General features: G+C 66.6%; 20 protein-coding genes and 10 pseudogenes. 20 read left to right on the top strand and 10 right to left on the bottom strand.

Annotated features, from left to right (window positions below; all coding sequences use genetic code 11):
- Positions 1-15 precede the first annotated feature (15 nt).
- Positions 16-678, bottom strand: coding sequence for a cutinase family protein (locus FQ389_RS01520; protein ID WP_260860365.1), 663 nt, complete (start codon positions 676-678; stop codon positions 16-18).
- A gap of 67 nt (positions 679-745) precedes the next feature.
- Between FQ389_RS01520 and FQ389_RS01525 the strand changes: the two genes are divergently transcribed.
- Both FQ389_RS01525 and FQ389_RS01530 read left to right on the top strand, forming a co-directional pair.
- On the top strand, positions 746-1,528 hold the full coding sequence (locus tag FQ389_RS01525) for a purine-nucleoside phosphorylase (RefSeq protein ID WP_144205865.1): 783 nt from the start codon (positions 746-748) through the stop codon (positions 1,526-1,528).
- A gap of 18 nt (positions 1,529-1,546) precedes the next feature.
- A pseudogene (locus FQ389_RS01530) lies at positions 1,547-3,034 on the top strand (phospho-sugar mutase); the annotation flags it as partial.
- 4 nt (positions 3,035-3,038) lie between these two features.
- Here FQ389_RS01530 and upp read toward each other — a convergent pair.
- A pseudogene (upp, locus tag FQ389_RS01535) lies at positions 3,039-3,660 on the bottom strand (uracil phosphoribosyltransferase); the annotation flags it as partial.
- Positions 3,661-3,752: 92 nt separating this feature from the next.
- On the opposite strand from upp, the pseudogene FQ389_RS01540 reads away from it, so the two are divergent.
- From FQ389_RS01540 to FQ389_RS01550, 3 genes and pseudogenes are all read left to right on the top strand, one after another.
- Positions 3,753-4,627 (top strand): annotated as a pseudogene (locus tag FQ389_RS01540) (alkaline phosphatase family protein).
- Positions 4,628-4,676: 49 nt separating this feature from the next.
- Positions 4,677-5,993 (top strand): protein export chaperone SatS, encoded by a 1,317-nt coding sequence (gene satS, locus FQ389_RS01545; protein WP_144205866.1) that lies wholly within the window; start codon positions 4,677-4,679, stop codon positions 5,991-5,993.
- A 41-nt stretch (positions 5,994-6,034) separates the two neighbouring features.
- Positions 6,035-7,018 (top strand): VWA domain-containing protein, encoded by a 984-nt coding sequence (locus FQ389_RS01550; RefSeq protein WP_144205867.1) that lies wholly within the window; start codon positions 6,035-6,037, stop codon positions 7,016-7,018.
- A 16-nt stretch (positions 7,019-7,034) separates the two neighbouring features.
- On the opposite strand, the gene FQ389_RS01555 is transcribed toward FQ389_RS01550, so the two are convergent.
- A complete protein-coding gene (locus tag FQ389_RS01555; protein WP_144205868.1) occupies positions 7,035-8,042 on the bottom strand; it encodes a VWA domain-containing protein in 1,008 nt (335 codons plus the stop codon).
- Positions 8,043-8,089: 47 nt separating this feature from the next.
- Positions 8,090-9,063: pseudogene (locus FQ389_RS21055) on the bottom strand (cupin).
- Between the two features lie 221 nt (positions 9,064-9,284).
- On the opposite strand from FQ389_RS21055, the pseudogene FQ389_RS18645 reads away from it, so the two are divergent.
- Together FQ389_RS18645 and FQ389_RS18650 are read left to right on the top strand one after the other, a co-directional pair.
- Positions 9,285-9,640: pseudogene (locus FQ389_RS18645) on the top strand (DUF222 domain-containing protein); the annotation flags it as partial.
- A gap of 127 nt (positions 9,641-9,767) precedes the next feature.
- Positions 9,768-10,316, top strand: a complete 549-nt coding sequence (locus FQ389_RS18650) for a 13E12 repeat family protein (RefSeq protein WP_260860371.1) — start codon at positions 9,768-9,770, stop codon at positions 10,314-10,316.
- Positions 10,317-11,231: 915 nt separating this feature from the next.
- Here FQ389_RS18650 and FQ389_RS01570 read toward each other — a convergent pair.
- From FQ389_RS01570 to FQ389_RS01580, 3 genes are read right to left on the bottom strand one after another with little or no spacing between them, the layout of a single operon-like run.
- Positions 11,232-12,320: an adenosine deaminase gene (locus tag FQ389_RS01570; RefSeq protein ID WP_144205869.1), complete on the bottom strand. Its 1,089-nt coding sequence runs from the start codon at positions 12,318-12,320 to the stop codon at positions 11,232-11,234.
- Positions 12,317-13,615 (bottom strand): thymidine phosphorylase, encoded by a 1,299-nt coding sequence (locus FQ389_RS01575; RefSeq protein ID WP_144205870.1) that lies wholly within the window; start codon positions 13,613-13,615, stop codon positions 12,317-12,319. The genes FQ389_RS01570 and FQ389_RS01575 overlap by 4 nt, the downstream gene beginning before the upstream one ends.
- Complete coding sequence (locus tag FQ389_RS01580; protein WP_144205871.1) at positions 13,612-14,013, bottom strand: cytidine deaminase; 402 nt, start codon at positions 14,011-14,013, stop codon at positions 13,612-13,614. The genes FQ389_RS01575 and FQ389_RS01580 overlap by 4 nt, the downstream gene beginning before the upstream one ends.
- A gap of 264 nt (positions 14,014-14,277) precedes the next feature.
- On the opposite strand from FQ389_RS01580, the gene sdhC reads away from it, so the two are divergent.
- From sdhC to FQ389_RS18670, 6 genes and pseudogenes are all read left to right on the top strand, one after another.
- Positions 14,278-14,616 carry a succinate dehydrogenase, cytochrome b556 subunit gene (sdhC, locus tag FQ389_RS01585; RefSeq protein ID WP_260860373.1) on the top strand — a complete coding sequence of 113 codons (339 nt, stop codon included), beginning with the start codon at positions 14,278-14,280 and terminating at the stop codon, positions 14,614-14,616.
- Positions 14,613-15,039: pseudogene (locus tag FQ389_RS01590) on the top strand (succinate dehydrogenase). Before sdhC ends, FQ389_RS01590 begins: the two are co-directional and overlap by 4 nt.
- A gap of 3 nt (positions 15,040-15,042) precedes the next feature.
- Positions 15,043-15,228, top strand: a complete 186-nt coding sequence (locus tag FQ389_RS18655) for an FAD-binding protein (protein WP_260860375.1) — start codon at positions 15,043-15,045, stop codon at positions 15,226-15,228.
- A gap of 7 nt (positions 15,229-15,235) precedes the next feature.
- The gene (locus FQ389_RS18660) at positions 15,236-15,721 is read left to right on the top strand and encodes an FAD-binding protein (RefSeq protein ID WP_260860377.1); all 486 of its coding nucleotides are present in this window, start codon (positions 15,236-15,238) and stop codon (positions 15,719-15,721) included.
- A gap of 77 nt (positions 15,722-15,798) precedes the next feature.
- Positions 15,799-16,166 (top strand): annotated as a pseudogene (locus FQ389_RS18665) (hypothetical protein).
- 190 nt (positions 16,167-16,356) lie between these two features.
- Positions 16,357-16,944: a 2Fe-2S iron-sulfur cluster-binding protein gene (locus FQ389_RS18670; RefSeq protein ID WP_260860379.1), complete on the top strand. Its 588-nt coding sequence runs from the start codon at positions 16,357-16,359 to the stop codon at positions 16,942-16,944.
- On the opposite strand, the gene FQ389_RS18675 is transcribed toward FQ389_RS18670, so the two are convergent.
- Positions 16,932-17,309, bottom strand: coding sequence for a hypothetical protein (locus FQ389_RS18675; RefSeq protein ID WP_260860381.1), 378 nt, complete (start codon positions 17,307-17,309; stop codon positions 16,932-16,934). The genes FQ389_RS18670 and FQ389_RS18675 overlap by 13 nt on opposite strands.
- 130 nt (positions 17,310-17,439) lie before the next feature.
- On the opposite strand from FQ389_RS18675, the pseudogene FQ389_RS01610 reads away from it, so the two are divergent.
- A pseudogene (locus FQ389_RS01610) lies at positions 17,440-18,038 on the top strand (carboxymuconolactone decarboxylase family protein); the annotation flags it as partial.
- A gap of 33 nt (positions 18,039-18,071) precedes the next feature.
- Here the strand turns inward: FQ389_RS01610 and FQ389_RS01615 are convergent.
- Positions 18,072-18,890 (bottom strand): annotated as a pseudogene (locus FQ389_RS01615) (sigma factor-like helix-turn-helix DNA-binding protein).
- 202 nt (positions 18,891-19,092) lie between these two features.
- Here FQ389_RS01615 and FQ389_RS01620 point away from each other — a divergent pair.
- Positions 19,093-20,274, top strand: a pseudogene (locus FQ389_RS01620) (aminotransferase class III-fold pyridoxal phosphate-dependent enzyme).
- Between the two features lie 15 nt (positions 20,275-20,289).
- Here FQ389_RS01620 and FQ389_RS01625 read toward each other — a convergent pair.
- A complete protein-coding gene (locus FQ389_RS01625) occupies positions 20,290-20,589 on the bottom strand; it encodes a hypothetical protein (protein ID WP_144205872.1) in 300 nt (99 codons plus the stop codon).
- Between the two features lie 168 nt (positions 20,590-20,757).
- Between FQ389_RS01625 and FQ389_RS01630 the strand changes: the two genes are divergently transcribed.
- From FQ389_RS01630 to FQ389_RS18690, 5 genes are all read left to right on the top strand, one after another.
- Positions 20,758-21,990: a D-alanyl-D-alanine carboxypeptidase family protein gene (locus FQ389_RS01630; RefSeq protein ID WP_144205873.1), complete on the top strand. Its 1,233-nt coding sequence runs from the start codon at positions 20,758-20,760 to the stop codon at positions 21,988-21,990.
- Positions 21,991-22,346: 356 nt separating this feature from the next.
- Positions 22,347-23,306, top strand: a complete 960-nt coding sequence (locus FQ389_RS01635) for an MMPL family transporter (protein ID WP_144205874.1) — start codon at positions 22,347-22,349, stop codon at positions 23,304-23,306.
- 532 nt (positions 23,307-23,838) lie between these two features.
- Complete coding sequence (locus FQ389_RS18680; protein ID WP_260860383.1) at positions 23,839-23,994, top strand: hypothetical protein; 156 nt, start codon at positions 23,839-23,841, stop codon at positions 23,992-23,994.
- Positions 23,995-24,078: 84 nt separating this feature from the next.
- On the top strand, positions 24,079-24,597 hold the full coding sequence (locus FQ389_RS18685; RefSeq protein ID WP_260860385.1) for a sugar porter family MFS transporter: 519 nt from the start codon (positions 24,079-24,081) through the stop codon (positions 24,595-24,597).
- Entirely contained in the window at positions 24,594-25,040 is a 447-nt protein-coding gene (locus FQ389_RS18690) for an MFS transporter (protein ID WP_260860387.1), read from the top strand. Before FQ389_RS18685 ends, FQ389_RS18690 begins: the two co-directional genes overlap by 4 nt.
- The last annotated feature ends 68 nt before the right edge of the window (positions 25,041-25,108 follow it).

Below are 25,108 nucleotides of genomic sequence, written 5' to 3' on the forward strand. Positions count from 1 at the left end.
GACGGGTACGCCGGGCTACACCCGTCCGGCGATGAAGCTTGCCGCCTCGTCGGGGTACGGCGCTGTCGAGTAGTTGTGGTGGGCGTCCCGGTCGCGGCCGCCGACGACGCAGACCGGATCACCCGGGCTGCACAGACCGATGGCGCGGCCGGCGAATTGTTTGGTCGTCGACAGCGGGGTGTCGACCGGTTGCCGGGATTGCCGAACATGGCGACCGCCCGGACCTTGTTGGCCAGGTCGGGATCCGGTGCCGGCGGCCAACCCGAACTCACCGACGGTGTTGCCCAGCGGCGGCACTCCGGCCAACATCGACACCGCGGCGGCGCCCTGCGAGAAGCCGCCGAGGACCAAATGGGTGGCCGGACACTGGTCGGCCATCGCCGCGATGTGATCGCGGGCGTCGTTGGCGCCGTCTGCGGTCTGCAGGAAGTTGTAGCTGGCCGGGTAGTTCACCGCATAGTTGTCGACGGCGCGCTGGCCCAGCGAGGGTTGCAGCGCAGCGAAGAGCGCATCACCGACGGCGCCGAGGCCCGGCGGCTCGTTGGTTCCGCGGACGAAGATGAGTTGGACGTTGGGGCAATCCGCTCGCGCCGGCGTTGCGGAACCACCGATGACCGCGACCACCGAGACCGCGATTGCAAGTACCAGGCCAACAATCGACCGTCTGCCAAAACGCATGTGGAAAATCCTGGCATACATAGCGAAGCTAAGCTCGCTGAGTGTGACGGACGTTGCACCCGGGGATATGCAGCTGGCACGCCAAGCCGCACAGGTCATTCGCGAGCGCACCGGCGTCGAGGAGCACGACGTCGCAATCGTTCTCGGGTCGGGCTGGTCGCTGGCGCTTGCCGAGCTGGGCACGGCCACCGCGACGCTGCCGCAAGCCGGGCTGCCCGGCTTCGCCGCGCCCCGCGCGGCTGGTCATCCCGGCGAGCTGTTGTCGGTGCGCATCGGCGCACACCGGGTGCTGGTGCTGGCCGGCCGGATCCATGCCTACGAGGGACACGACCTGAGTCATATCGTGCACCCGGTGCGGACGGCCTGCGCGGCGGGGGCGGGGATCGTCGTACTCACGAACGCGGCCGGCGGCCTGCGCACCGACATGCGGGTAGGGCAGCCCGTGCTGATCAGCGATCACCTGAACCTGACCGCGTGGTCGCCCCTGGTCGGTGCTCAGTTCGTCGATCTGACCGACGCCTACGCGTCCCGGCTGCGCCGGCTGGCCCGCGACGCCGACCCCGAGCTGACCGAGGGTGTGTATGCCGGCCTGCCCGGCCCACATTACGAGACACCAGCCGAGATCCGGATGCTGCAGACCCTGGGTGCGGACCTGGTCGGCATGTCGACGGTGCACGAGACAATCGCGGCCCGCGCGGCGGGTGCCGAGGTGCTGGGCATCTCGCTGGTGACCAACCTGGCCGCCGGCATCAGCGGTGCTCCGCTGAGCCATGCCGACGTGATGGCGGCCGGGGCGGCCTCGGCGGCCCGGATCGGGGCGCTGCTGGCCTCGATCATCGAGCGGATCTAGCAGAATGGCCTGGTGACGCAACCGCTCAAGTTCGGCACCGCCGGACTCCGTGGTCCGGTTCGCGAGGGCCCGGACGCCATGAACGTCGCCGTAGTGTCGCGGGCGACGTGGGCGGTGGCGCGGGTGCTCACCGCGCGCGGATTGGCCGGGTCGCTGGTGATCGTCGGGCGTGACGCCCGGCACGGCTCGGCGCACTTCGCAACAGTAACCGCGGAAATCCTTGCTGCCCAAGGTTTTAAGGTGCTTCAGCTACCGGGTTCGGTTCCCACGCCGGTGGTCGCGTTCGCGGTGCGCCACACCGGCGCCGCCGCCGGCATCCAGATCACCGCCTCCCACAATCCGGCCACCGACAACGGCTACAAGGTCTACTTCGACGGCGGCATCCAGATCATCCCGCCCGTCGACACCGAGATCGAAACCGCGATGTCGACAGCGCCTTTCGTCGACCGGATCCCACGAAAAGCCTTGGCCCCCAACGACACCTACATCGTCGAGCGTTACGTGCGGCGTGCGGCGGCGGTACGGCGGAGCACCGGCTCGGTACAGGTGGCGCTCACGGCGCTGCACGGGGTCGGCGGTGCTGTCGCGGTCGAGACACTGCACCGGGCCGGGTTCGGACAGGTGCACACCGTCGGCGCCCAGTTCGCACCCGACCCCGACTTCCCCACCGTGGCGTTCCCCAACCCCGAGGAGCCCGGCGCTACCGACGCGCTGCTGGCCCTGGCGGTCGACATCGACGCGGACGTCGCGATCGCGCTGGACCCCGACGCCGACCGCTGCGCGGTGGGCATCCCCACCGATTCCGGGTGGCGGATGCTCTCCGGCGACGAAACCGGTTGGCTGTTAGGCGATTATATCCTATCCCGAGAGCGGCAGCCGGGCACCGCCGTTGTCGCCAGTACCGTGGTGTCCTCCCGGATGCTGGCCGCGATCGCCGCCCACTACGGCGCCACTCACGTCGAGACGCTCACCGGGTTCAAATGGCTGGCGCGGGCCGATGCCGGAGTGCCGGGCGGGCGCCTGGTCTATGCCTACGAAGAGGCGATTGGCCACTGCGTCGACCCGGTCGCGGTGCGGGACAAGGACGGCATCAGCGCCGCGGTGCTGGTGTGCGATCTGGTCGCGGAGTTGCAGGCGGCGGGCCGCTCGCTGACCGACGTGCTCGACGATCTGGCCCGCCGCTACGGCGTACACGAGGTGGGTGCGGTGTCACGCCGGGTCGCCGACAGCGCGGAGGCCGCGGCGCTCATGCAGCGGCTGCGGGCCGCTCCGCCGGGTGAATTGGCCGGGTTCCGCGCGACCGTCACCGATATCGGCGACGCGCTGATCTTCGCCGGCGGCGACGGGGACACGTCGATCAGGATGGTGGTGCGCCCTTCCGGTACCGAGCCGAAGGTGAAGTGCTACATGGAGATTCGCCTTTCACCTTTCGGCGACCTGATGTCTTCACGGACTTATGCCGCTGCGCTGCGCGCCGAATTGGCTGTTGCGGTAGAACGCTGGTGAAGGTGCGCGGCCCGAACTGGCGATAGCCGGCGTCGCCGAGACCGGGCACGATGAACGCCGACTTGTTGATCCCCTTGTCCACCGCGGCGGTGAACACTCGCGCATCCGGAGCGATTTCCTCAACCGCCGCAAGGCCTTCCGACGCGGCCACCACGCAGAGCACGCTGATGTTCGTCGCGCCGCCGCGCTGCAGCAGTTCGATCGTGTACCGCATAGACCCGCCGGTGGCCAGCATCGGGTCGAGTACCATCACCGGCCGTCGGTTGAGCTTGTCGGGCAGCGATTCCATGTACAGGAACGGCTCATGGGTTTGCTCGTCGCAGGCCACACCGACGAAGCCGACCTGAGCCTCCGGGATCGCGCCATGGGCCTCATCGATCATGCCGAGCCCAGCACGCAACACCGGCACCAGCAGCGGCGGGTTCACCAGTCAGGTGCCGACCGTCTGGGCCAGCGGCGTGCGGATCCGGACCGGCACCGTGGCGGCGTCCCGGGTAGCCTCGTAGACCAGCATCAGCGTCAGCTCACGCAATGCGGGCCCGAAAGCCGGCGCCATTCGTGCGTTTGTCGCGCAACACCGTCAGCCGGGCGACGGCCAACGAATGATCGATCACACGGAGGTCCATTCGTCAAAGGGTATATAACAATCCGACGTCAGTTGGCTAAAGTGCCGCTGACACGCACGCGTGCCTGCGCCTACTCTCGTACGAGCGCTCGTATGCTTTCCTGGGTGTTTCGCGAGATTCCAAGTCCCGCAAGGTTGGTCGCCGCGGTGGTGTTGACGTGGCTGGCTGCCACGCCGCTGGCTCCGCGGGTGACTGCCGCGGCAGGCGCTGCCGCGGCCCGCGCACATCGTCATCGTGGTGGATGAGAACCGTTCCGTGGGACACATCATCGGCAGCCCCCCAGAACCCGTTCATCAATGCCCTTGCCAGTCACGGCGCCAACATGATCCAGTCGTACGCAGAAACGCATCTCAGCGAGCCGAACTATCTGGTCCTCTTCGCCGGCAACACGTTCGGGATGATCAAGGACTCCTGCCCGATCAACACCGGCAACGCACCCAACCTGGGTTCCGAATTACTAAGCGCCGGTTACACATTCGTCTGCTACGCCGAGGACTCGCCGGCGGTCGGCTCACCCTTTGCAGCGCGGGCAAGTACGCCCGCAAGCACGTGCCGTGGGCCAACTTCACCAATGTGCCACCGGCCAATTCGGTGCCGTTCTCCGCTTTCCCGCGGGGCAATTACGCCGCCCTGCTGACGGTGACGTTCGTCATCCCCAACAACGACAACAACATGCACGACGGGTCCATATCGCAGGGCGATGCCCTGGCTGAACCGGCAGTTGTCCGGATACGCCAACTGGGCGGTGGCCAACAACAGCCTGCTGATCGCGACCTGGGACGAAGACAACAACAGCAGCCGCAACCAGATCCCGACGATCATCTATGGCGCGCACGTGCAGCCGGGCAACTACAACGAACCGATGAGCCACTACAACCTGCTGTCCACCATCGAGCAGATGTACGGGCTGCCGAAGACGGGTAACGCGGCAAACGCTCCCGCGATCGCCAGTATCTGGGCGGGATAAGCCGCCACCGGGCCGGGCGGGCCCACCGGTCGTCGCTATTCTGTCCCGCATGGCTGCTGACCTCGTCCCGATCCACCTGAGCCTGTCCGAGGGTGACCGGTACACAGTGTGGGCACCGCGCTGGCGCGACTCGGGCGACGAATGGGAGGCGTTCCTGGGCAAGGACGAGGACTGGTTCGTCTTCGAGTCCGTTGCCGATCTCGTGGCATTCGTGCGCACCGACACCGACAACGATCTGATCGACCACCCGGCGTGGGAGAAGCTAACGACGGCGCACGCGCACAGCTTCAAACCGGCCGAGAACCGCCAGTTCGACCTGGTCGCGATCGAGGAGCTGGTGGCCGAGAAGCCGACCGAGGAGTCGGTGAACACGCTGGCCGCGGCGCTGGCGATCGTGTCGTCGATCGGATCGGTGTGTGAGCTGGCGGCGGTGTCGAAGTTCTTCAACGGCAACCCCATCCTGGGCACGGTGTCCGGCGGAATCGACAACTTCAGCGGCAAGGCGGGCGAGAAGCGCTGGCACGCCATCGGCGAGATCATCGCGCGCAGTTGGGATGACGTGCTCACCGCCGTCGAGGAGATCGTCAGCATTCCCGAGGTCGACACGGCGACGTCGGAAAAGGCCGCGGCCGAGTTGGAAGAAGAGCGGGAAGAGCCTCAAGAAGAAGCCCAGGAAGAAACCGGCGAGTCGGACGAGACCGAAGCCGAAACCTCCGACGGCGAGACCAACGACACCAAAACCGAGGACGAGACGGTAGACTCCGAAGACGAGGAGGCCGAGGAGCGTGCGCCCGGCGACATCGTCGTGCTGGGCGGCGACGAGGACTTCTGGGTGGAGGTAGGCATCGATCCCGTCCGGATCATGACGAGTTCCGGCACGTTCTACACGCTGCGCTGCTACCTTGACGACCGACCGATCTTCCTGGGCCGCAACGGGCGGATCAGCGTGTTCACCTCCGAGCGGGCCCTGGCGCGTTACCTGGCCGACGAGCACGACCACGACCTGTCGGATCTGAGCACCTACGACGACATCCGCACCGCCGCGACCGACGGATCTCTGGCCGTGGAGGTCACCGACGAGAACATCTACGTGCTCAGCGGGCTGGCCGAGGACATCGCCGACGGTCCCGACGCGGTGGATCGCGACCAGCTCGACCTCGCCGTCGAGCTGCTTCGCGACATCGGCGACTACTCCGAGGAGAGCACGGTCGACAAGGCGCTCGAGCCCGACAAGCCGCTGGGCAAGCTGGTGGCCCACGTGCTGGAACCGGGTTCGGTGGACGAGCCCGCCGCGCCGTATTCAGCGGCGGTGCGCGAATGGGAAAACCTGGAGAAGTTCGTCGAGTCCAGGCTGCGGCGCGAATAGCGTGCGTTTGACGGGCCCGTGGGACTCATCTTTACTTGCGGGTGTCGCTTCCCATGATCGGACCGCTGCCGCTCTACGGCTTTCAACGTCCGGCCCTGTTGCTGTTCAGTCTGATCCCGCTGGCACTGCTGGGCGTTTACATCTTGGTCCAGTCGCGGCGCCGCCATCGTCTGCGTCGCTTCACTGAAGCCGAGGTCCCGCAATCGATTTGGCGGCACCTGCCGATAGCCGTCTCGGTGCTGAGCCTGGTGCTGCTTACCATCTCGCTGGCCACCCCGACGCACGACATGCGCATCCCGCGCAACCGCGCCGTCGTCATGCTGGTGATCGACATGTCGCATTCGATGCAAGCCACCGACGTCGAGCCCAGCCGGCTCAAGGCCGCCGAGCAGGCGGCCAGTAAGTTCGCCGCGCAGCTGACGCCGGGCATCAACCTCGGGCTGGTCGGGTTCGCCGGAACCCCCTACCTGCTAGTGCCGCCGACGCCGCAACATCAGGCCACCATCGACGCCCTGCAGAAACTGCAGGCCGGCGACGGCACGGCGACCGGAGAGGCCATCTTCACCGCGCTGCACGCCATCGAGGCGACCAACCAGGACGGCAGCGACACCCCGCTCCCGGCCCGCATCGTGTTGCTGTCCGACGGCGGCGAGAACCGGCCGAACGATCCCAGCGACCCACACGACGGCGTGTACACTTCGGCGCGGCTGGCCAAGGATCAGGGGGTGCCGATCTCGACGATCTCGTTCGGCACGCCCACTGGCACCATCAGCCTGGACGGGGTGCAGGTCAAGGTGCCCGTGTCGACGGATCAGATGAAGAAGGTCGCCCAGCTGGCCGGCGGGCAGGCCTACACGGCATCCAACCTCGACGAGCTCGAAAAGGACTACGCCGACATCCAGAACGAGATCGGGTACCGCACGGTGCCCGGGCCCGGCGGAGCGGGCTGGCTGCGGCTGGGCTTCCTCACCGCACTGGCCGCGACGGCGCTGGCCCTGCTGATCAACCGGCGCCTGCCCACGTGAGGCCGGGCGTGATTGCTCAGGCCGGCAGCCGACGGTTCAGGACCAGCCCGGCCAGCACCGCGCCAGCCAGCACGACCGTCCCGAGCAGCACCCACGCCAGGCTGGCGTCGCCCTTCACGGTCTCGTAGCCGATCTGGCGTTGCAGCGTCGAGTAGACTTCCTTGAGCGACTGCAGGCTGTCGGCGTGGAACGCCTGGCCGTCGGTGATCTTGCAGATCTCCTGCAGCGTCTGATCTTCGACGGGGACGGGAATCGTTGCGCCCTGGTATTCCACCGTGCCGTCGGGGGTGCCGAACGAGATCGTCGAAATCTGCACGCCGGCGCCCTTGGCGGCACGGGCCGCGGTAAACGCGCCCTGCGGCGCGTTGGGGTCCAGGGGGACGTTCTCGGCGCCGTCGGACTCCAGCACGATGCGGGCGGGCGGCGGACCCTCGCCGCCACCCATAACCGCCCCCACCGTGGCAATGGCCTGCAGCGCGGTGAAAAGGCCTTCTCCGGTAGCGGTTTTCGGAGCCGGTTGCAGGCCGTCGATCGCGACCTTGACCGCACCGCGGTTCGTCGTCGGCGAGACCAACAGCGTGGCGTTGGCCGCGAAGGCCACCAGCCCGAGGTTGATGGCCGGCGTCAACTCGTCGGCGAACTGCTTACCGGCTTCCTTCGCGGCGGCCAGCCGGTTGGGTGGGACATCGGTGGCGGCCATCGACTCCGAGACGTCGATCACCAGCATCACCACGGCCCGGTTCAGCGGAATCCGAACGTCGGTCGTCGGCCCGGCCATCGCCGTCGTGAGCAGCACCAGGGACACGACGAGCAGGATCGTCGGCACGTGCCGCCACCGGCTCAGCCGGGCGGGTGCGACCCGCTCGAGCATTTCCATATTGGCGAACCGCAGGACGCGGCGGCGCCGGCCGTACTGCTGCACGACGTACAGCGCCGCCAGCAGCAGCACGGCCAACAGGAAGAGGAAGAACCAGCCGTTCTGAAAGCCCGTGAGAGACACCGGACCCAGCAGGGGCAACCTCATGTCACGCCACAGTATTCGTCAGCCGGGCAGGACGCACAGCGCCCGGCTCAGCCGCCGACGAGGTCGCGGCTCTGGGTGAATTTGATGTCTAGACTGCGCAGGTGAGTCTGCAGGCCCGCGTCCTGAACCGGGATCAGGTGCGCCGGGTAGTCGGTCTCGTTGTAGTGGGCGTGCCACATACCCGGCGGCGTGGTGAACGCCCCGCCGGCCTGCCAGTCCACCCGGATCGGGTCAGCGATGTTGCCGAGCTCGTCGAGACGGGTGCCCAGCAGGGTGTAGCAGCCGCTCGGCGGCGCATCCAGGATGAGGTCGAGCGCGACGGACTGGTGCCGGTGCGGCCGCTGCTCCTGGTTGGGCGACAGCACCCCGAACATCGCCCACAGCACCGTAGGTGATGGTCAGCGTCTGCTCTTGGTTCTCGTTGGCCAGCAGCACGCTCACCCGGCTCTTGTCGTTAGCGCCCGGTTGCGTGGCGATCTCGTCCAGCTTGGCGACGGCGTCGACACGGTGAAACTTGGTCGCCCGGAACCTCGGCTCACGCGCCTCGGAGCCCAGGTAGCGTAGCAGCGGATCGTCGTGCACCCAGTACATGGCCGCCTCGGAGTCGGCGTAGAACACCCAGCGAGCCCCGGCGGGCAGGGGTGAGGAAGTCGCCCTTCTCCCACTTGACCAGCTGGCCGTTGATCGCGGCGAAGCCATGGCCGAACAGCACGTAGTACAGCTGCGAGGTGGCGTTCGGGCTGGTGTCGATCTGTTCACCGGCCCGGATGCGGACGAAGTTGGCGAGCAGGGCCGGGCTGGTCGCGGCCCCGCCCTCGACGCCCAGGTCGGCGGAGAGATCCAGCGGCACCACCCCGGTCGGCTGATCCAGGTAGACGTCGGGCCCGAACTGGGTGATCGGCATGGGCGGGACATGTCCGGAGCCGATCGGGTTGGCGGCCTTCGAGTACTCGAAGTAGCGGGCGTCGTCGGCCCAATCGGCGAAACGGCCCTCGAACCCGAACTCGGACACGTCGGTCATCGCGGCGACCCCCCTCCCGCACCCACATTGGCCGCCGCCGCAGCTCACCCGGCCTGGCCAACGCCGAAGGCCTTGCCGACTGGGCGCGCCGGATCGTGGCTCCCGAGGAAACTGCGGCGGTGCCATGCAGGGTGATCAGTCGGCGAGCGCCTTCTCGTCGACGGTCGTCACTATACTCGAACACATATTCGATACTTCGACGCTGCTCACTCAGATCGGCGATGCGGCGCGCGCGGAGGCCCAGGCCGCGGTGGCTCGCCTGCTCGCCATCGGTGACCTGTTTCCGGCTGCGGACGACCGAGCACGGCGAGTGCGCCCAGTGGGCGGCGGACACCAGCGATGCGGTGGCGGCCGAAGTCGCCGCCGCGCTCGGCACCAGTGTGGCGATGGGCCACAGCAACCTGCGTTACGCCCGGGCCATGCATGAGCGGCTTCTGGCCGTGGCCGGGGCTTTCCGGGCCGGTGACATCGACTTCCGGTTGTTTCGCACCCTCGTCTTTCGCACGTCGATCCCGACGCACTTGCCGCCGTGGACACCCAATTGGCGATCAAGGCGCCGCGCTGGCCGTCGATGACGAGTTGGAAGCTCGCCCCCGAGATAGATCGCGTAGTCGCCAAGGTCGACCGCGACGCCGTGCGCCGATCGCAGGACCACGCGGCGGACCGCTTCTTCGAGGTCATCCCGATGGAGGCCAGGCACGGCGTTGATCAACGGCTCGGTGTTCGCGACGACGGGGCGAGTGCTCGACGGACGGCTAAACGAGCTCGCCAAGACGGTGTGCGACAACGATCCGCGAACCATCGGACAGCTGCGCACCGACGCGTTGGGCGCACTGGCCGCCGGGCAGGACCGGCTGGCGTGCGGTTGCGGCAAGGTCGACTGCCCAGCCGGTTCCGCGCCGAAGCGGCCCGACTCCGTTGTCATTCATGTGGTCGCCGACCGCGCCACCGTCGACGAATTCGGTGCCGACTCCGGTTTTCTGTACGGCGACGGCATTGTACCCGCCGAGGTCGTTCGGGAATTGGCCAAAACGGCGAAGCTGCAACCGATGACGGTGCCGCCAGCTGCGGAATCGGGCTACGTGCCATTGCGGGCGCTGAGCGACTTCGTCCGCGCGCGACCTCAACTGCCGGGCTCCGGGTTACGGCCTGCCACCGATTGCGACATCGACTACAACCGTCCCGCAACGCGACGGCGGCGCAACCTATCCGTCGAACCTAAAATGTTTGTGTCGAAACCACCACCTGCTTAAGACATTTGGGGCTGGCAGGACCGGCAATTACCCTACGGCACCGTCATCTGGACGTTGCCCGGTGGGCGGACGTACGTAACCAATCCCGGCAGCGCGTTGCTCTTCCTCGCCCTGTGCGTGCCAACCGGCGACGTCGCGACGCCCGTCGACGCAACACCGGACCGGCGATGCGCCGGCCTAACCGGCCGCATGCCGACGCGGACCCGTACCCGCGCCCAGAGCCGTGCGGCGAACATCGCGAACGAACGCCGGGACAACCGAAACCGGCGCGAAGCGCGCCAAAACCGCTGGGCTGCATTACTCGCCGCGGCACCACCCGACGAACCGCCGCCGTTTTAACGACAGCAAAGGCTCGGAACCATGCGCCGTACTGACATCTGTCTAATTTCGCTTGGAAAAATTGGCTCTTCCGCAAAGTGAACGAACCGTGTCAAAGTATGTAGACAGCGACCTTGGGGTACCGATGGACGGATATCCTGCCGCGCAAGTCCGGGTCATCACCGCGAAACTTGTTCTGGCCGTGACGCTTATTGCGGTAGTATCGGTCGGCACGGCGGTTCCCGCGAATGCGAATGACACGCCCACTGGTCCAAACGATCCCAAATGCATCATGATGCCCGCCGACGCCATTTGTCAGGGCGGCCCCTTTGCACCCAACCCCGCACCCGCGCCCGCCGGCGCAGCGCCCGCTCTGCCCGGAGCTCCCACCAGCCCGGCAGATCCGAGTGCATCAGCATGAGCATGCCCGCCGATCCCGTCTGTACGGGAGGGCCTTTCGCGCCGCCCGCACCGCCGCCTCCGCCACCGATCGACCCGATCGCTCCGCCGCCGATCGCACCCCCGCCGCACATCGACACACCAGCGATGGGCGGCCTGGGAGGTATGAGCCATATGTGACCGCGAACCGCCGCCGTTCTAGCCGATCAGCACCGCGTAGCGCGGCTTAATCACCTCGTCGATGAGCGCCAGCCGCTCGTCGAAGGGGATGAACGCCGACTTCATCGCGTTGATAGTGAACCGCTCGAGATCGGCCCAGCCGTAGCCGAAAGCCTCTACCAGACGGTGCATTTCGAGGCTCATCGTGGTGTCGCTCATCAGCCGATTGTCGGTGTTGACGGTGACCCGGAACCGGGCCCGGGCCAGCAGGTCAAAGGGATGATCGGCGATGCTCTTGACCGCGCCGGTCTGCACGTTCGAGCTCGGGCATAATTCCAGCGGAATTCGATTGTCCCGCAAGATCGATGCCAGCCTGCCCAGCCGCACGCCGTGCCCCTCGACCATCTCGATGTCGTCGACGATGCGCACCCCGTGCCCGAGCCGGTCGGCACCGCAGAACGCGATCGCTTCGTGTATGGAGGGCAGCCCGAATGCCTCCCCAGCGTGAATGGTGAAGCTCGCGTTGTGATCTCGCATGCACTCGAACGCGTCGAGATGCCGTGTGGGCGGATTGCCCGCCTCGGCCCCGGCGATGTCGAACCCGACCACGCCCCGGCCCCGGAACCGGATGGCTAACTCGGCGATCTCCCGGGACAGCGCGGCGTGGCGCATCGCGGTGACCAGCAGCCGCACGACGATCGGGCGACCGGCCGCCGCGGCCGCCTTCTCGCCGGCGGCAAAGCCTTCCAGCACCGCGTCGACGACCTCGTCAAAGGACAACCCGCGATTGATGTGCAGCTCCGGGGCGAACCGGATCTCGGCATAAACCACGGAGTCGGCGGCCAGATCTTTCACGCACTCGTAGGCCACGCGATACAACGCCTCGGGCGTCTGCATGACGGCCACGGTGTGCGAGAACGGCTCCAAGTACCGCTCCAGCGAGCCGCTGTGCGACCGGGTACGAAACCAGGTGGCAAGATCGTCGGCGTCGGTGGCGGGCAGCTCGTCGTAACCGATCTGGCCGGCGATATCGAGCACGGTCGACGGTCGCAGCCCGCCGTCGAGGTGATCGTGCAGCAGTGCCTTGGGCGCCTTCTCGATCTGCCGTAACTCCAGCGGGGCGGTCATGCGTCGATCCGACCGAGGATGAGCGGCCGTCCCGCCGGTACGGTGTCGCCGACGCTGAAGCCGCCGTCCAGCTCGGCCATCGCGGCGGGGAAACGCTCGGGGGTGTCAGTGTAGAGGGTGAACAGCGGCTCACCGGCCGCCACCAGCTCGCCCGGCCGGCGATGGATCCGCACACCGGCGCCGGGCTGCACACGCCCACCCGGACGGGATCTACCCGCGCCGAGTCGCCAAGCCGTCAGTCCCACTGCCATAGCGTCTATAGACTCCATTGTGCCGCTCCGCGCGGCGGTCACCGTCTCCGAATGCGAACCGATTGGAAACGGTACCGACAAATCCCCGCCCTGCGCGGCAACCAGCCGCCGGAACACGTCCATCGCGGTGCCATCACGCAGCACCTCGGCGGGATCGCGGCCGTCGACCCCGGCCAGCCCGAGCATGTCGGCGGCCAGCCGCACCGTCAGCTCCACCACGTCGGGCGGGCCCCCGCCGGCCAGCACCTCCAGCGCCTCGGCGACCTCGAGCGCGTTGCCGACCGCGGCGCCCAGCGGGCTTTCCATGTCCGTCAGCACCGCCCGTGTGGGCACACCGTGAGCCGCACCCAGCTCCACCATGGTCCGCGCGAGTTCGCGGCACTGCGGCTCCGGCAGCAACGCACCCGAACCGACCTTGACGTCGAGGACCAGCGCGCCGACCCCCTCGGCCAGTTTCTTGCTCATCACCGAGCTGGCGATCAGCGGCAACGAGTCGACGGTGGCGGTGATGTCGCGCAGCGCGTAGATCTTCTTGTCGGCCGGTGCTAACTCACCGGCGGCGAATATCGCCGCCCCGAGATCGCAAAGTTGTTGACGCACTTGGTTAATGGAGATTTTCGCGGTGAAACCCGCGATGGCTTCCAGCTTATCCAGGGTGCCGCCGGTGTGGCCCAGCCCGCGGCCGGAGACCTTGGGCACTGCGGCGCCACAGGCCGCGACGACGGGCACCAGCACCAGCGTGGTCTTGTCGCCGACGCCGCCGGTGGAGTGCTTGTCCACGGTCGTCAGGGGCTTGCCGCCCGAGCGCAACCCCGCGAAATCCAGCCGCTCGCCCGATGCCAGCATCGCCACCGTCCAGCGCGCAAGCTCGCCCCGATCCAGGCCGCGCCAGAAGATCGCCATCAACAGCGCCGCCATCTGCTCGTCGGCGACGCGGCCATGGGTGAAGGCGTCGACGACCCAATCGATCGCGACATCGGACAACCGGCCGCCGTCGCGCTTGGTGCGGATGACCGTCGGCGCGTCGAAAGCGATGTCGCTCAACAACGCCCTCGGACCAAGTCGTCACCGTCGAACGGGTCCGGCAGCAGATCGACGAGGCGGCGCGGTCCGGACGGGTACGCGATCTGCAAGTCGCGGCCACCGTGCTCCAACAGCAGCTGCCGACACCGCCCGCACGGCATCAAAAGCGCACCGCGTGAATCAACACACACCAACGCGGTCAACCGGCCGCCACCCGTCGTATGCAGGGCAGACACCACGCCGCATTCGGCACAGAGACCCAGGCCATATGAGACATTTTCCACATTGCAGCCGGTAACCACTCGGCCGTCGTCGACCAAAGCGGCTGCCCCAACAGGGAATTGCGAATACGGCGCATAGGCGCCCGACGCTGCCTGTATTGCTTTGTACCGCAACATATTCCAGTCAACATCGGGCATCCTGCAACTCCAATCATCGATGGGCTCGTGTCGAGATAACCAACCCTATCGGTGATCCGAAATGGCCGGTCGGCGGCGGTGTCATCCGGTACCGGACGCATCATTACCCGGCTAAGCTCAGTTTCCCGCCTTACTTTCGCAGACGATTTAAGGAGTGGTTTCAGCACACAGGCGACAGTCGCAGATTCCGCAACACCGACACCGTCAACGGAGTCAGTACGTAAACGGCGGCCACCTCGGACCCTCTATCGGGGAGATCCGGGCATGTGGTTGTGGGTACTGCATCGCATCTCCGGCGCGACGATCTTTTTCTTCCTGTTCGTACACGTCTTGGACACCGCCCTGGTCCGGGTCAGCCCGCAGGCCTACAACGAGGTGATCCAGACCTACAAGACCCCGATCGTCGACCTGATGGAGTTCGGGTTGGTCGCCACGGTGCTTGTCCACGCACTCAACGGGATCCGCATCATCCTGATCGCCTTCTGGTCCGAGGGACCGCGTCATCAGAAAACCATGCTGTGGATCATCGCCGTCATCTACCTCTTGGTCATGGTGCCGGCGGCGGTGATCATCGGCATTCACATGATGGAGCACTTCCGATGAGCAGCCCCGACCTTCAGCTCGGGCGCGGCGAGGTGGCGCCGGTGCTGCAACGCAGCCACGACCGCCCGCCCAGCCTGGACAATCCCCGCTTCCCGCGCCGCTGCGCCGGCATCCCCAACTTCGAGAAGTTCGCGTGGCTGTTCATGCGGTTCTCCGGAACCGCGCTGGTGCTCCTGGCGCTCGGGCACCTGTTCATCATGCTGATGTGGGACAACAGAGTGTACCGGATCGACTTCAACTATGTGGCTCAAGTGGCTGGCGCAATTGCACGGCGGTAACGGCCTGCGCACCATCATCGACGACTACAGCCACAAAGATAGCACCCGGTTCTGACTGAACAGCCTGCTGCTGTTGTCGATGGGCTTCACGCTGGTGCTGGGCACATACGTGCTGGTGACCTACGACCCGAATATCGGAGGCTAACCCATGATCCAGCAACACCGATACGACGTGGTGATCGTCGGGGCGGGCGGCGCCGGCATGCGCGCCGCCGTCGAGGCCGGGCCGCGGGCCCGCACCGCGGTGCTGACCAAGCTGTACCCCACCCGCAGCCACGCCTGCGCCGCCCAAGGCGGCATGTGCGGGCGGTCGGCTGCTCAACGGCGAGGGTGAGCGTTTCATGGAGCGTTACGCCCCCACGGTCGTCGACCTGGCACCTCGCGACATCGTATCCTGTTCAATGGTTTTGGAAGTTTTGGAGGGCCGCGGCGCCGGACCGCACAAGGACTACGTGTACATCGACGTGCGCCACCTGGGCAAAGACGTGCTGGAGTCCAAGCTGCCCGACATCACCCGAGTTCGCCCGCACCTATCTGGGCGTCGACTCGGTCAAGGAGCTGGTGCCGGTCTACCCGACGTGCCACTACGTGATAGGGGCATCCCCACCACCGTCACCGGACAAGTGTTGCGGGACAACACCTCTGCTGTTCCCGGCTTGTACACCGCCGGCGAGTGCGCCTGGGTGTCGGTGCACGGCGCCAACCGGCTGGGCACCAATTCGCTGCTGGAAATCAACGTCTTTGGCCGTCGCGCCGGCATCTCCGCCGCCAGTTACGCCCAAGGCCACGACTTCGTCGACATGCCGCCGATCCGGAGGCGATGGTGATCGGCTGGATGTCCGACATCCTCAGCGAGCACGGCAACGAACGCGTCGCCGACATCCGCGGCGCCCTGCAGCAGACGATGGACAACAACGCCGCGGTGTTCCGGACCGAGGAGACGCTCAAGCAGGCGCTCACCGACATCCACGCGATCAAGGAGCGCTACTTCCGAATCACCGTGACAAGGGGAAACGTTTCAACAACGACCTGCTGGAGGCCATCGAGCTGGGCTTCCTGCTGGAGTTGGCCGAAGTGACCGTGGTCGGTGCGCTGAACCGCAAGTAATACCGTGGTGGCCACGCCCGCGAGGACTACCCAAACCGCGACGACGTCAACTACATGCGTCACATGATGGCTTACAAGCAGGGCAGTGAGTTGTTGAGCGACATCGCGCTGGACTTCAAACCCGTCGTGCAGACGCGCTACGAACCCAAGGAGCGGAAGTACTGATGTCGGTAGAAGCACCGGACGCACCAGAGGCCCTGCCCGGGGAGCCACCCCTGCCGCCGGTCCCGGAAGGCGCCGTGATGGTGACCTTGAAGATCGCCCGGTTCAATCCGGACATCCCGATGCGTTCGCCGAAACCGCTGGCTGGCAGAGCTTTCGGGTTCCCTGCCTGCCCTGCGACCGGCTGCTGAACTTGCTGATCTACATCAAGGGCTACCTGGACGGCACGCTGACCTTCCGGCGGTCGTGCGCCCACGGCGTGTGCAGCTCTCGCGATGCGGATCAATGGCGTGAACCGGCTGGCGTGCAAGGTGCTGATGCGCGATCTGCTGCCCAAAAACCGGGCAAGGCGCTCACCATCACGGTCGAACCGATCCGCGGGCTGCCCGTGGAGAAGGACCTGGTCGACATGGAGCCGTTCTTCGACGCCTACCGCGCGATCAAGCCGTACCTGATCACCAGCGGCAACCCGCCGACCCGGGAACGCATCCAGAGCCCGACCAACCGGGCCCGCTACTACACCACCAAGTGCATCGTGTGCGCCTGCTACAACCCACCAGCTGCCCGGTGTTCTGGAGTGAGGGCACCTACTTCGGCCCGGCCGCGATCGTCAACGCACACCGGTTCATCTTCGACAACCGCGACGAGGCCGCCGATCAGCGCCTCGAATCCTCAACGAGGTCGACGGCGTCTGGCGCTGCCGCACCACGTTCAACTGCACGGAGTCCTGCCCGCGCGGCATACATGTGACCAAGGCGATCCAAGAGGTCAAGCGCGCTGATGTTCTCGCGCTGAGCGTGCCGGCGTTGTATTCGAGGAGTACGTCACCGACCACCAGCAACCAGGCCTGTTTGTCGATGCACAGCCGACTGGCGGTGAGCACCACCCGGTCAGGGTCGCCGGGCAGCAGGGACCCGCGAACAACCGGCCGGTGTGCATGTCGAAGCTGGCGAGCTGGCGCGCCAACACGTCCTCCACGCTGCCGCCGGGTGGCTCCACTCCCCACGACCAACCACCGCCGGGGCGGGTTGTCCAGACGTTCAGCCGCGATTCGCACACCGTGCCCAGATCGGGGTGCGCGGTGAAAACGGCGTCGACCGCGGCACGCATCCACCCCTGGTCCAGGCGCGATCCGGCCATGAGCACCTCGGTGTGCTTCCCGGTTCGATGTCTTCCAGTCGGGGTGGCTCGTCGAAGAAGCAATACGTCATGGGCACACCCTGAGCGGGACGCCTCGGGGATCCTTGGAGATTCTTGGTCACATTCGGCGGGGCTGTGTCGCCTGACCGATATGACACAGAAAACTCGCATCGAGCCCCTACCGCCACAACGCGCCGGCCTGATGACCCGGGCCATGTACCGATATGCCAAGCACCGCTTCGGCCAGGTTACCGAACCGTTCGCCGTGACCGCGCATCATCGCAAGCTGTTGGTCGCCGGTGCCGTGCACGAGACGATGGTCGAGCGGGCGTCGCGGACGCTGCCCGCCAGCGTGCGGGAGCTCGCGGTGTTCTGGACCGCCCGGGCGATCGGCTGTTCGTGGTGCGTCGACTTCGGCGCCATGCGCAGCGCCTGGACGGCCTGGACATTCAGCGGCTCAAGGAGATCGACGACTTACGCCACCTCCCCGGCGTTCACCGACGACGAACGCGCCGTCATCACCTACGCCGACGCGATGACCACCGACCCGCACACCGTCACCGACGAACAGGTCGCCGATCTGCGGGCCCGGTTCGGCGACGCCGGGGGTGGTCGAGCTGACGTATCAGATCGGGCTGGAAAACATGCGGGCCCCGGATGAACTCCGCGCTCGGCATCACGGAGCAGGGCTTCAGTTCCGGTGACAGCTGCTACGTTCCGTGGGCGACCGGCTAGCCCGGCGGGGTCAGGCGATGCTCCCCCGGTTGATCAGGCTTTTCGCAGCGGTGAGCCGCTGAACTTGTCGGGGTTGGCGATATCCCAAAGCGCGCAGACCTTTCCGTCGCGCACGGTGACCGCGGTGATTCGTGACAGCATCTCCCGGTATCCCTCGCTGGCGGGGCAACCCGCAGTGTAGATGCCGAGTTCGCCGTTGACGACCCCAACTCGTACGCCATGTACATCGCCGGGCCGTAGCGTTGCGCCAGGCCGCGCATGAAGCGGACCACCTTGTCGGCGCCGTGGATGACCTGGACCGCCGTCGGCGTTCGCCGTTCGAGTCGCCGGTGAACATCACGTCGGGATGCAGCAACGACACCACGGTATCCAGGTCGCCTTTGGACATGGCGGCCAACAGCCGGCCCACGACCTCGTTGTGTGACGGGTCGGGTTGCGGCGGCGGGTCGGCCGAGACCGCCTTGCGCGCCCGCGAGGCCAACTGCCGTGCGGCCGCCTCGGTGGAACCCAGCACCTCGGCAACTTCGGAGAACGGCAGCGAGAACCCGTCGTGCAACACGAACGCGACCGCTGATCCGGCGAGAGCCACTCCAGCACCACCATCGCGGCGAACCGGGCGTCCTCGTCGGCCACCACCGCGTTGAGCGGATCGGCGCCGTCGAGATCGGTGACCACGGACCACCGTGGTCAGCCAGGACCGCGGGTCGGCGATCGCCCCGCGCTGCTTGTCCCAGCGCAGCTAGGCTTCCTGGACGATGTCCTCGGCGTCGAACACCGTGCCCATCAGCCGGTAGCGACCGCCATCAGATGCGGGCGAAGCGCTTCGAATTCGCTGACCTGAGTCGAGGTCATGTCCCGAGCCTATGCGCAGTCGGCGCGGATCCCGACCGGGACAGGGATAGTGCAGACGGAATCGTCGGCGGGATTACGCTGAGGGACACGATGACTGACAACCTCTGGCTGCACTTCACCCCGGCACGGCCCACAATTCACGCCGCAGATCATCACCCGCGGCGAGGGCGTCACGATCTACGACGACCGCGGCAAGAGCTACCTGGACGGGCTGTCCGGGTTGTTCACGGTCCGGGTCGGCCACGGCCGCACCGAACTGGCCGAGGCCGCGGCGCGGCAGGTGAGCACGCTGGCGCACTTCCCGCTGCGAGGCTACGCCACCCCGACCGCGATCGAGCTTGCCGAGCGGTTGGCGCACTACGCCCCCGGCGACCTGAATCGGGTCTTCTTCACCACCGGCAGCACCGGGGCCGTCGAGACCGCCTGGAACGTCGCCAAGCAGTACTTCAAGTTGACCGGAAAACCGGGAAACACGAGGTGATTTCGCGTGCGATCGCCTACCACGGCACCACCCCCAGGCGCGCTGGCGATCACCGGCCTGCCGCGCTTCAAGGAGCTGTTCGAGCCGGTGACCTCCAGCGGCTTCCGGGTGCCCAACACGAACTTCTACCCTGCACCGGAGCCGTTCGACAGCGACGCCAAAGCGTTCGGCAAGTGGGCCGCCGACCGCATCGCCGAGGTGATCGAGTTCGAGAGGCCCTCGACCGTGGCGGCGGTGTTCCTGGAACCGGTGCAGAACGCCGGCGGCAGCACCACCGCTCCTCCAGGCTATTTCGAGCGAGTTCGTGAGATCTGCGACGAGTACGACGTGCTGTTGGTCTCCGACGAGGTCATCTGCGCGTTCGGCCGGATCGGCTCGATGTTCGCCTGTGACGACGTGGGCTACGTCCCCGACATGATCACCTGCGCCAAGGGCATGACGTCGTGCTACTCGCCGATCGGCGCGATGATCGCCACGGACAGATTGTTCGAGCCGTTCAACGACGGTGCGACGATGTTCCCGCACGGGTATACCTTTGGCGGCCATCCTGTTTCGGCCGCGGTCGGGCTGGCCAACCTCGACATCTTCGAGCACGAGGGCCTCAACGATCACGTCACGACCAACGCACCGGCGTTTCGGACCACCCTGGAGAAGCTCTACGACCTGCCGATCGTCGGCGACGTTCGCGGCGAGAGTTACTTCTACAGGCGTAGAGCTGGTCAAGGACAAGGCGACCAAGCAAACGTTCAACGACGAGGAACGCCGCGTGTTGTTGGGCCGGGTGTCCAAGGGGCTCTTCGAGGCCGGATTGTATTGCCGCACCGACGATCGCGGGGACACCGTCATCCAGCTGGAACTGCCGCTGATCAACGGTCAGGGCCGAGTTCGACACGATCGAATTGATCCTACACGGGGTGCTCAGAGAGGTGTACACGCGGCTCTAGCGGTGCCGGTGGCCATCACCAGCTGGCGGGCGTGCGCCGCGCTGGGGTTGTTCACGAACCGCGACAGCGAGTTGCACAGCCAGGCAACGGCGGAACGCACCTCGGGATCGGGGGTGGCGTCGCGGTGCATTTGCAGCGCGGCCAGAACCTGGTCGAGCCCGGTGCGCCGCACTTGAGTCGATTTCTCCACCTGCTTGAACAACTGCTCCAGCGACCGCGGCGCGTTGCCCGCCCCGTCGATGCCACTGCGGTTGCGCCGCCACTTCGACCACAATCGCTCGTTTGAAATGGCACACCCTTTTCAACGTCGACGGCTGTTGATCCTACCAGCGTAGTGCGTCGGCGCGACCACCGCCGGTCGGCCGCAGTTGTAACATCTGTCTAAGCAGTCACAGCGCGGCTCCCGCGGATCCGGCGCCCGATCGCCTAGTCTGCACAGTTGATGAGCCTCTCACGTTCTGCATCATGCCTGGCAGTGGCCGTTTTTGTGGCCATCACCCCGGCGGCGTCGGGTGCGCCGGCCGCGCTCGCGGAGCCCAACCCCGGACCCAGCGCCGGGGCACCCAGTTGCCCGTACCGGGTGAACACGCCGCCCGCGGTGGACTCCTCGGAGGTACCCCAGGCCGGTGACCCGCCGACCCCGTTGGCGGTACCGCCCAAGCCAGTCGGCGGTGACGCGCTGTCCAGCTGTGGCATCGTCGCAGCGCCGGACACCCCGCCGCTGCCCACCGACGTCTCCGCGGACGCGTGGCTGGTAGCCGACCTGGACAGCGGAGCCGTGATCGCGGCCAAGGACCCGCACGGCCGGCACCGCCCCGCCAGCATTATCAAGGTGCTGGTCGCGATGGCGGCGCTGAACGCGTTGCCGCTGAACAAATCGGTGACCGGCACGGCCGACGACGCCGCCGCCGAGGGCACCAAGGTCGGCGTCGACGACGGCGGTGTCTACACGGTCAACCAGCTGCTGCACGGACTGCTGATGCACTCCGGCAACGACGCGGCGCATGCGCTGGCCATGCAGCTGGGCGGGATGCAGCAGGCGCTGGAGAAGATCAACGTGCTGGCCGCCAAGCTCGGCGGGCGCGACACCCGGGTGGCCACGCCGTCGGGACTGGACGGGCCCGGCATGAGCACCTCGGCCTACGACATCGGCCTGTTCTACCGATACGCCTGGCAGAACCGGACTTTCGCGGACATTGTCGCGACCCGGACCTTCGACTTCCCCGGCCACGGCGACCACCCGGGCTACGAGCTGGAGAACGACAACCAGCTGCTCTACAAGTACCCCGGTGCGCTCGGCGGAAAGACCGGGTACACCGACGACGCCGGCCAGACCTTTGTCGGGACAGCCAATCACGACGGTCGCCGGCTGGTGGCGGTGCTGCTGCACGGCACCCGCCAGCCGATCGCCCCGTGGGAGCAGGCGGCGCACCTGCTGGACTACGGCTTCGCCACCCCGCAGGGCACTCAGGTGGGCGTGCTGATCGACCCCGATCCGTCGCTGATTCCCAAGCAGGACAACGCCGCCGACGGTCGCGCCAACGGCGCCCAAGCCGCCAGCCTGCTACCGGCGGCCGATGCGCTGCCGGTGCGGGCAGGCGTCGCCATCATCGGCGCCATCATCGTGTTCGCGCTGATCATGGTTGCGCGGTCGATGAACCGTCGCACTACATAACAATTCACCGAAATCCACGATGCTGCAGCGCATTGGCGGTACCGTCCAATTCGCCATCGCAACGAACAAAACTTCGGTGAACGCAGGATGAGCGAACCAGCCGACGTCCCGCCGCGCCGTCCGCCATTTTGCCGCGCATGATCATCCGCTTTGCGGTGCCGATCGTTCTGTTGTGGGTCGCATTGACCGCCGTCGTGAATCTCACCATCCCGCAGCTAGAAGCGGTCGGCCAAAGCACATTCGGTATCGCTGAGTCCAAAAGACGCGGCGTCGGTGCAGGCCATCATGCACGTGGGGCAGGTATGAGTTTGAGTCCAACAGCTCGGTGACGATCGTGCTGGAAGCCGACAAGCCCGGTGACGGACGCCCACCGATTCTACAGCGAGATGATGCGCAGGCTTTCGGCCGACCGTGCGCACGTCGCGCACATCCAGGACTTCTGGAATGATCCGCTGACGGCGGGCGGATCGCAAAGCGCGGATGACAGGGCCGCCTACGTCGTGGTGTTCCTCGTCGGCAACAACGAAACCCAGGCGTACAACTCGGTTCACGTCGTCCGGCACATCGTGAACAGCACCCCGGCCCCGCACGGGGTCAAGGCATACATCACGGGCCCGTACGCGCTCATCTTCGACCAAACCGAGCCCGGCAACGAGAGCGTCACCAAGGTCACCCTGATCACCACCTTGGTGATCGCGGCGATGCTGTTGGCGATCTATCGATCCGTGGTGACCACGGTTCTCGTCCTCGGCCTCGTCGGGATCGAGCTGAGAGCGATCCGCGGCGGCGTCGCCTTTCTCGCCTACCAGGACGCCTTCGGTCTTTCCACCTTTGCGACAAACCTGGTGACCCTGGTGGCCATCGCCGCCAGCACGGATTACGCGATCTTCATGCTCGGCCGCTACCACGAGGCGCGCCACGCCGGGCGAAGACCGGGAAACCGCCTTCTAAACCATGTTTCACGGGACCGCCCATGTGTCCTTGGTTCGGGCTTGACCATCACCGGCGCCATGTATTGCCTGAGCCTTGCCCGCCTTCCTTATTTCAAGATACTCGGCGCCCCATGTGCCATCGCCATGCTGATTGCGGTCCTCGCCGCGCTCACGCTCGGGCCGGCGGTGCTGACCGTCGCCGGCTTCTTCAAACTGTTGGACCCCAAGCGACGGCTGAACACGCGGCGGTGGCGCCGGGTGGGAACCGCGATCGTCCGCTGGCCAGCCCGGTGCTTGCCGCAACGTGCGCGGTGGCGTCCGTCGGGCTGCTGGCCCTACCGACCTACAAGACGACTTACGAACTGCGCAGATTCATGTCCGTAATCGTGCGCTCGTTCATGACCCCGTCGATCGCCGCGCTGCTCGGACGCTGGTTCTGGTAGCCACAACGCGTGCGCCCCCGCCGGCCAGCCAGATGCTGCGGCGCCGCGCCAGGGAATCACCGCGCCGGTGAAGATCAGCACGGCCACCCCGGCCACGGTCACGGCCAGCAGCCGGTGCCGCATCCGGCCCACTCGCTACAGCATCAGCGGAGACGCCGAATTTTCCGACAATATCGCCGAGGCTGAAGGCCGGGTAGAGCAGCACGGCCACCCAGGTCAGACCCTGGTGTGCGCAGATCAACGGCAGTATGATGATGCCGTTGCTCACTTGGATCCCGGCGGTGTAGCAGGCGCCTTGCGAAAGCAGCCGCCCGAACACGCGTGTCCGTGCCGCGGTAGCGTGTGTTAGGCACAGCAAACGAATCTAGGGATGGTCAACAACTCATAACATCCGCCGATCGGATACCGCGGGTTAAATTACGTGTCCACCGATCGGGGATAAACGGCGGTGCCGCGACACTAAACTCCCCGAAATGACTGAAGCAGGCCGGCGCAGCGGTTCGTCTCGCGTCGCGCTCACCGGCGCCAGCGTCGGCCTCATCTATAGGTACGACCTGTCCATCATCGCCGGCGTGCAGCTGTTCGTGACCGAGGATTTGGGCTCACGACCAGCCAACAAGAGCTGCTGACGACGATGGTCGTGATCGGGCAGATCGCCGGCGCGCTCGGCGCCGGGGTGCTGGCCAACGCGATCGGCCGGCAGCGGTCCACTGGTGCTGATCCTGGTCGAGTACGCGGCCTTCGCGTTGCTCGGCGCGTTTTCGGTCGCCCTGCCGATGCTGCTGACGGCGCGGCTGCTGCTGGATCTGACCACCGGCGTGATGGTGGTCGTCGTCCCGGTCTACGTGGCGGAATCGGCCCCGGCGGCGGTGCGCGGCGCGCTGCTGACGACGTATCAGCTGACGATCGTCACCGGGCTGATCGTCGGGTACCTCACCGGTTACCTGCTGGCCGATACGCACAGCTGGAGGTGGATGCTAGGGCTGGCGGCGGCGCCGACAATACTGTTGGTGCCGTTGACGATTCGGCTCCCCGACACCGCGCGGTGGTACCTGATGAAGGGGCGTGTCGAGGACGCCCGCCGCACGTTGTTGCGGGTGGAACCCGCCGCGAACGCCGAATGCGGAGCTCGCCGAGATCGGCGGCGCATTGCGCGAAGGCTCCCCCGGTGTCAAAGGCGCCATCTCCGAGATGCGGCGGCGCGCCGTACTTGCGGGCTACCCTGTTCGTGATCACGCTCGGCTTCCTGCTGCAGATTACCGGCATCAACGCGATAATCTATTATAGCCCTCGCATCTTCGAAGCCATGGGATTCACCGGCAATTTCGCGCTGCTGGGCCTGCCGGCGCTGCTGCAAGTCGCCGGACTGGCGGCGGTAGGCACGGCGCTCACCCTGGTCGACCGAGTGGGCCGGCGGCCAAATCCTGTTGTGCGGCATCGCGATGATGATCGTCGCGGACGTCGTGTTGACGGTCGTGTTCGCCCGGGCGCCGCCGGCGCGGTGCTCGGGTTCGCGGGCATCCTGCTGTTCATCGTCGGCTACACATTGGGTTGCGGTTCGCTGGGCTGGGTTTACGCCAGCGAGAGCTTCCCCACCCGGCTGCGGTCCATCGGGTCGAGCACCATGTTGACCGCCAACCTGATTGCCAACGCGATTGTTGCGGCGGTCTTTTGACCATGCTGCATTCACTAGGCGGCGCAGGAAATTTCGCGGTGTTCGGCGCTGGCCGCGGTCGCGTTCGG

Origin of the sequence: Mycobacterium tilburgii (assembly GCF_902168065.1) — a bacterium.
Classification (GTDB): Bacteria; Actinomycetota; Actinomycetes; order Mycobacteriales; family Mycobacteriaceae; genus Mycobacterium; species Mycobacterium tilburgii.

Excerpts from the sequence above, each read along its gene's own strand:
- FQ389_RS01630 (WP_144205873.1), top strand. The coding sequence starts at position 20,758 with ATGAGCCTCTCACGTTCTGCATCATGCCTGGCAGTGGCCGTTTTTGTG.
- sdhC (WP_260860373.1), top strand. The coding sequence starts at position 14,278 with ATGTGGTTGTGGGTACTGCATCGCATCTCCGGCGCGACGATCTTTTTC.
- FQ389_RS18680 (WP_260860383.1), top strand. The coding sequence starts at position 23,839 with ATGACTGAAGCAGGCCGGCGCAGCGGTTCGTCTCGCGTCGCGCTCACC.
- FQ389_RS18660 (WP_260860377.1), top strand. The coding sequence starts at position 15,236 with ATGGAGCGTTACGCCCCCACGGTCGTCGACCTGGCACCTCGCGACATC.
- FQ389_RS18655 (WP_260860375.1), top strand. The coding sequence starts at position 15,043 with ATGATCCAGCAACACCGATACGACGTGGTGATCGTCGGGGCGGGCGGC.
- FQ389_RS01520 (WP_260860365.1), bottom strand. The coding sequence starts at position 678 with ATGCGTTTTGGCAGACGGTCGATTGTTGGCCTGGTACTTGCAATCGCG.
- FQ389_RS01580 (WP_144205871.1), bottom strand. The coding sequence starts at position 14,013 with ATGCCCGATGTTGACTGGAATATGTTGCGGTACAAAGCAATACAGGCA.
- FQ389_RS01570 (WP_144205869.1), bottom strand. The coding sequence starts at position 12,320 with ATGACCGCCCCGCTGGAGTTACGGCAGATCGAGAAGGCGCCCAAGGCA.
- satS (WP_144205866.1), top strand. The coding sequence starts at position 4,677 with ATGGCTGCTGACCTCGTCCCGATCCACCTGAGCCTGTCCGAGGGTGAC.
- FQ389_RS01555 (WP_144205868.1), bottom strand. The coding sequence starts at position 8,042 with ATGAGGTTGCCCCTGCTGGGTCCGGTGTCTCTCACGGGCTTTCAGAAC.
- FQ389_RS01525 (WP_144205865.1), top strand. The coding sequence starts at position 746 with ATGCAGCTGGCACGCCAAGCCGCACAGGTCATTCGCGAGCGCACCGGC.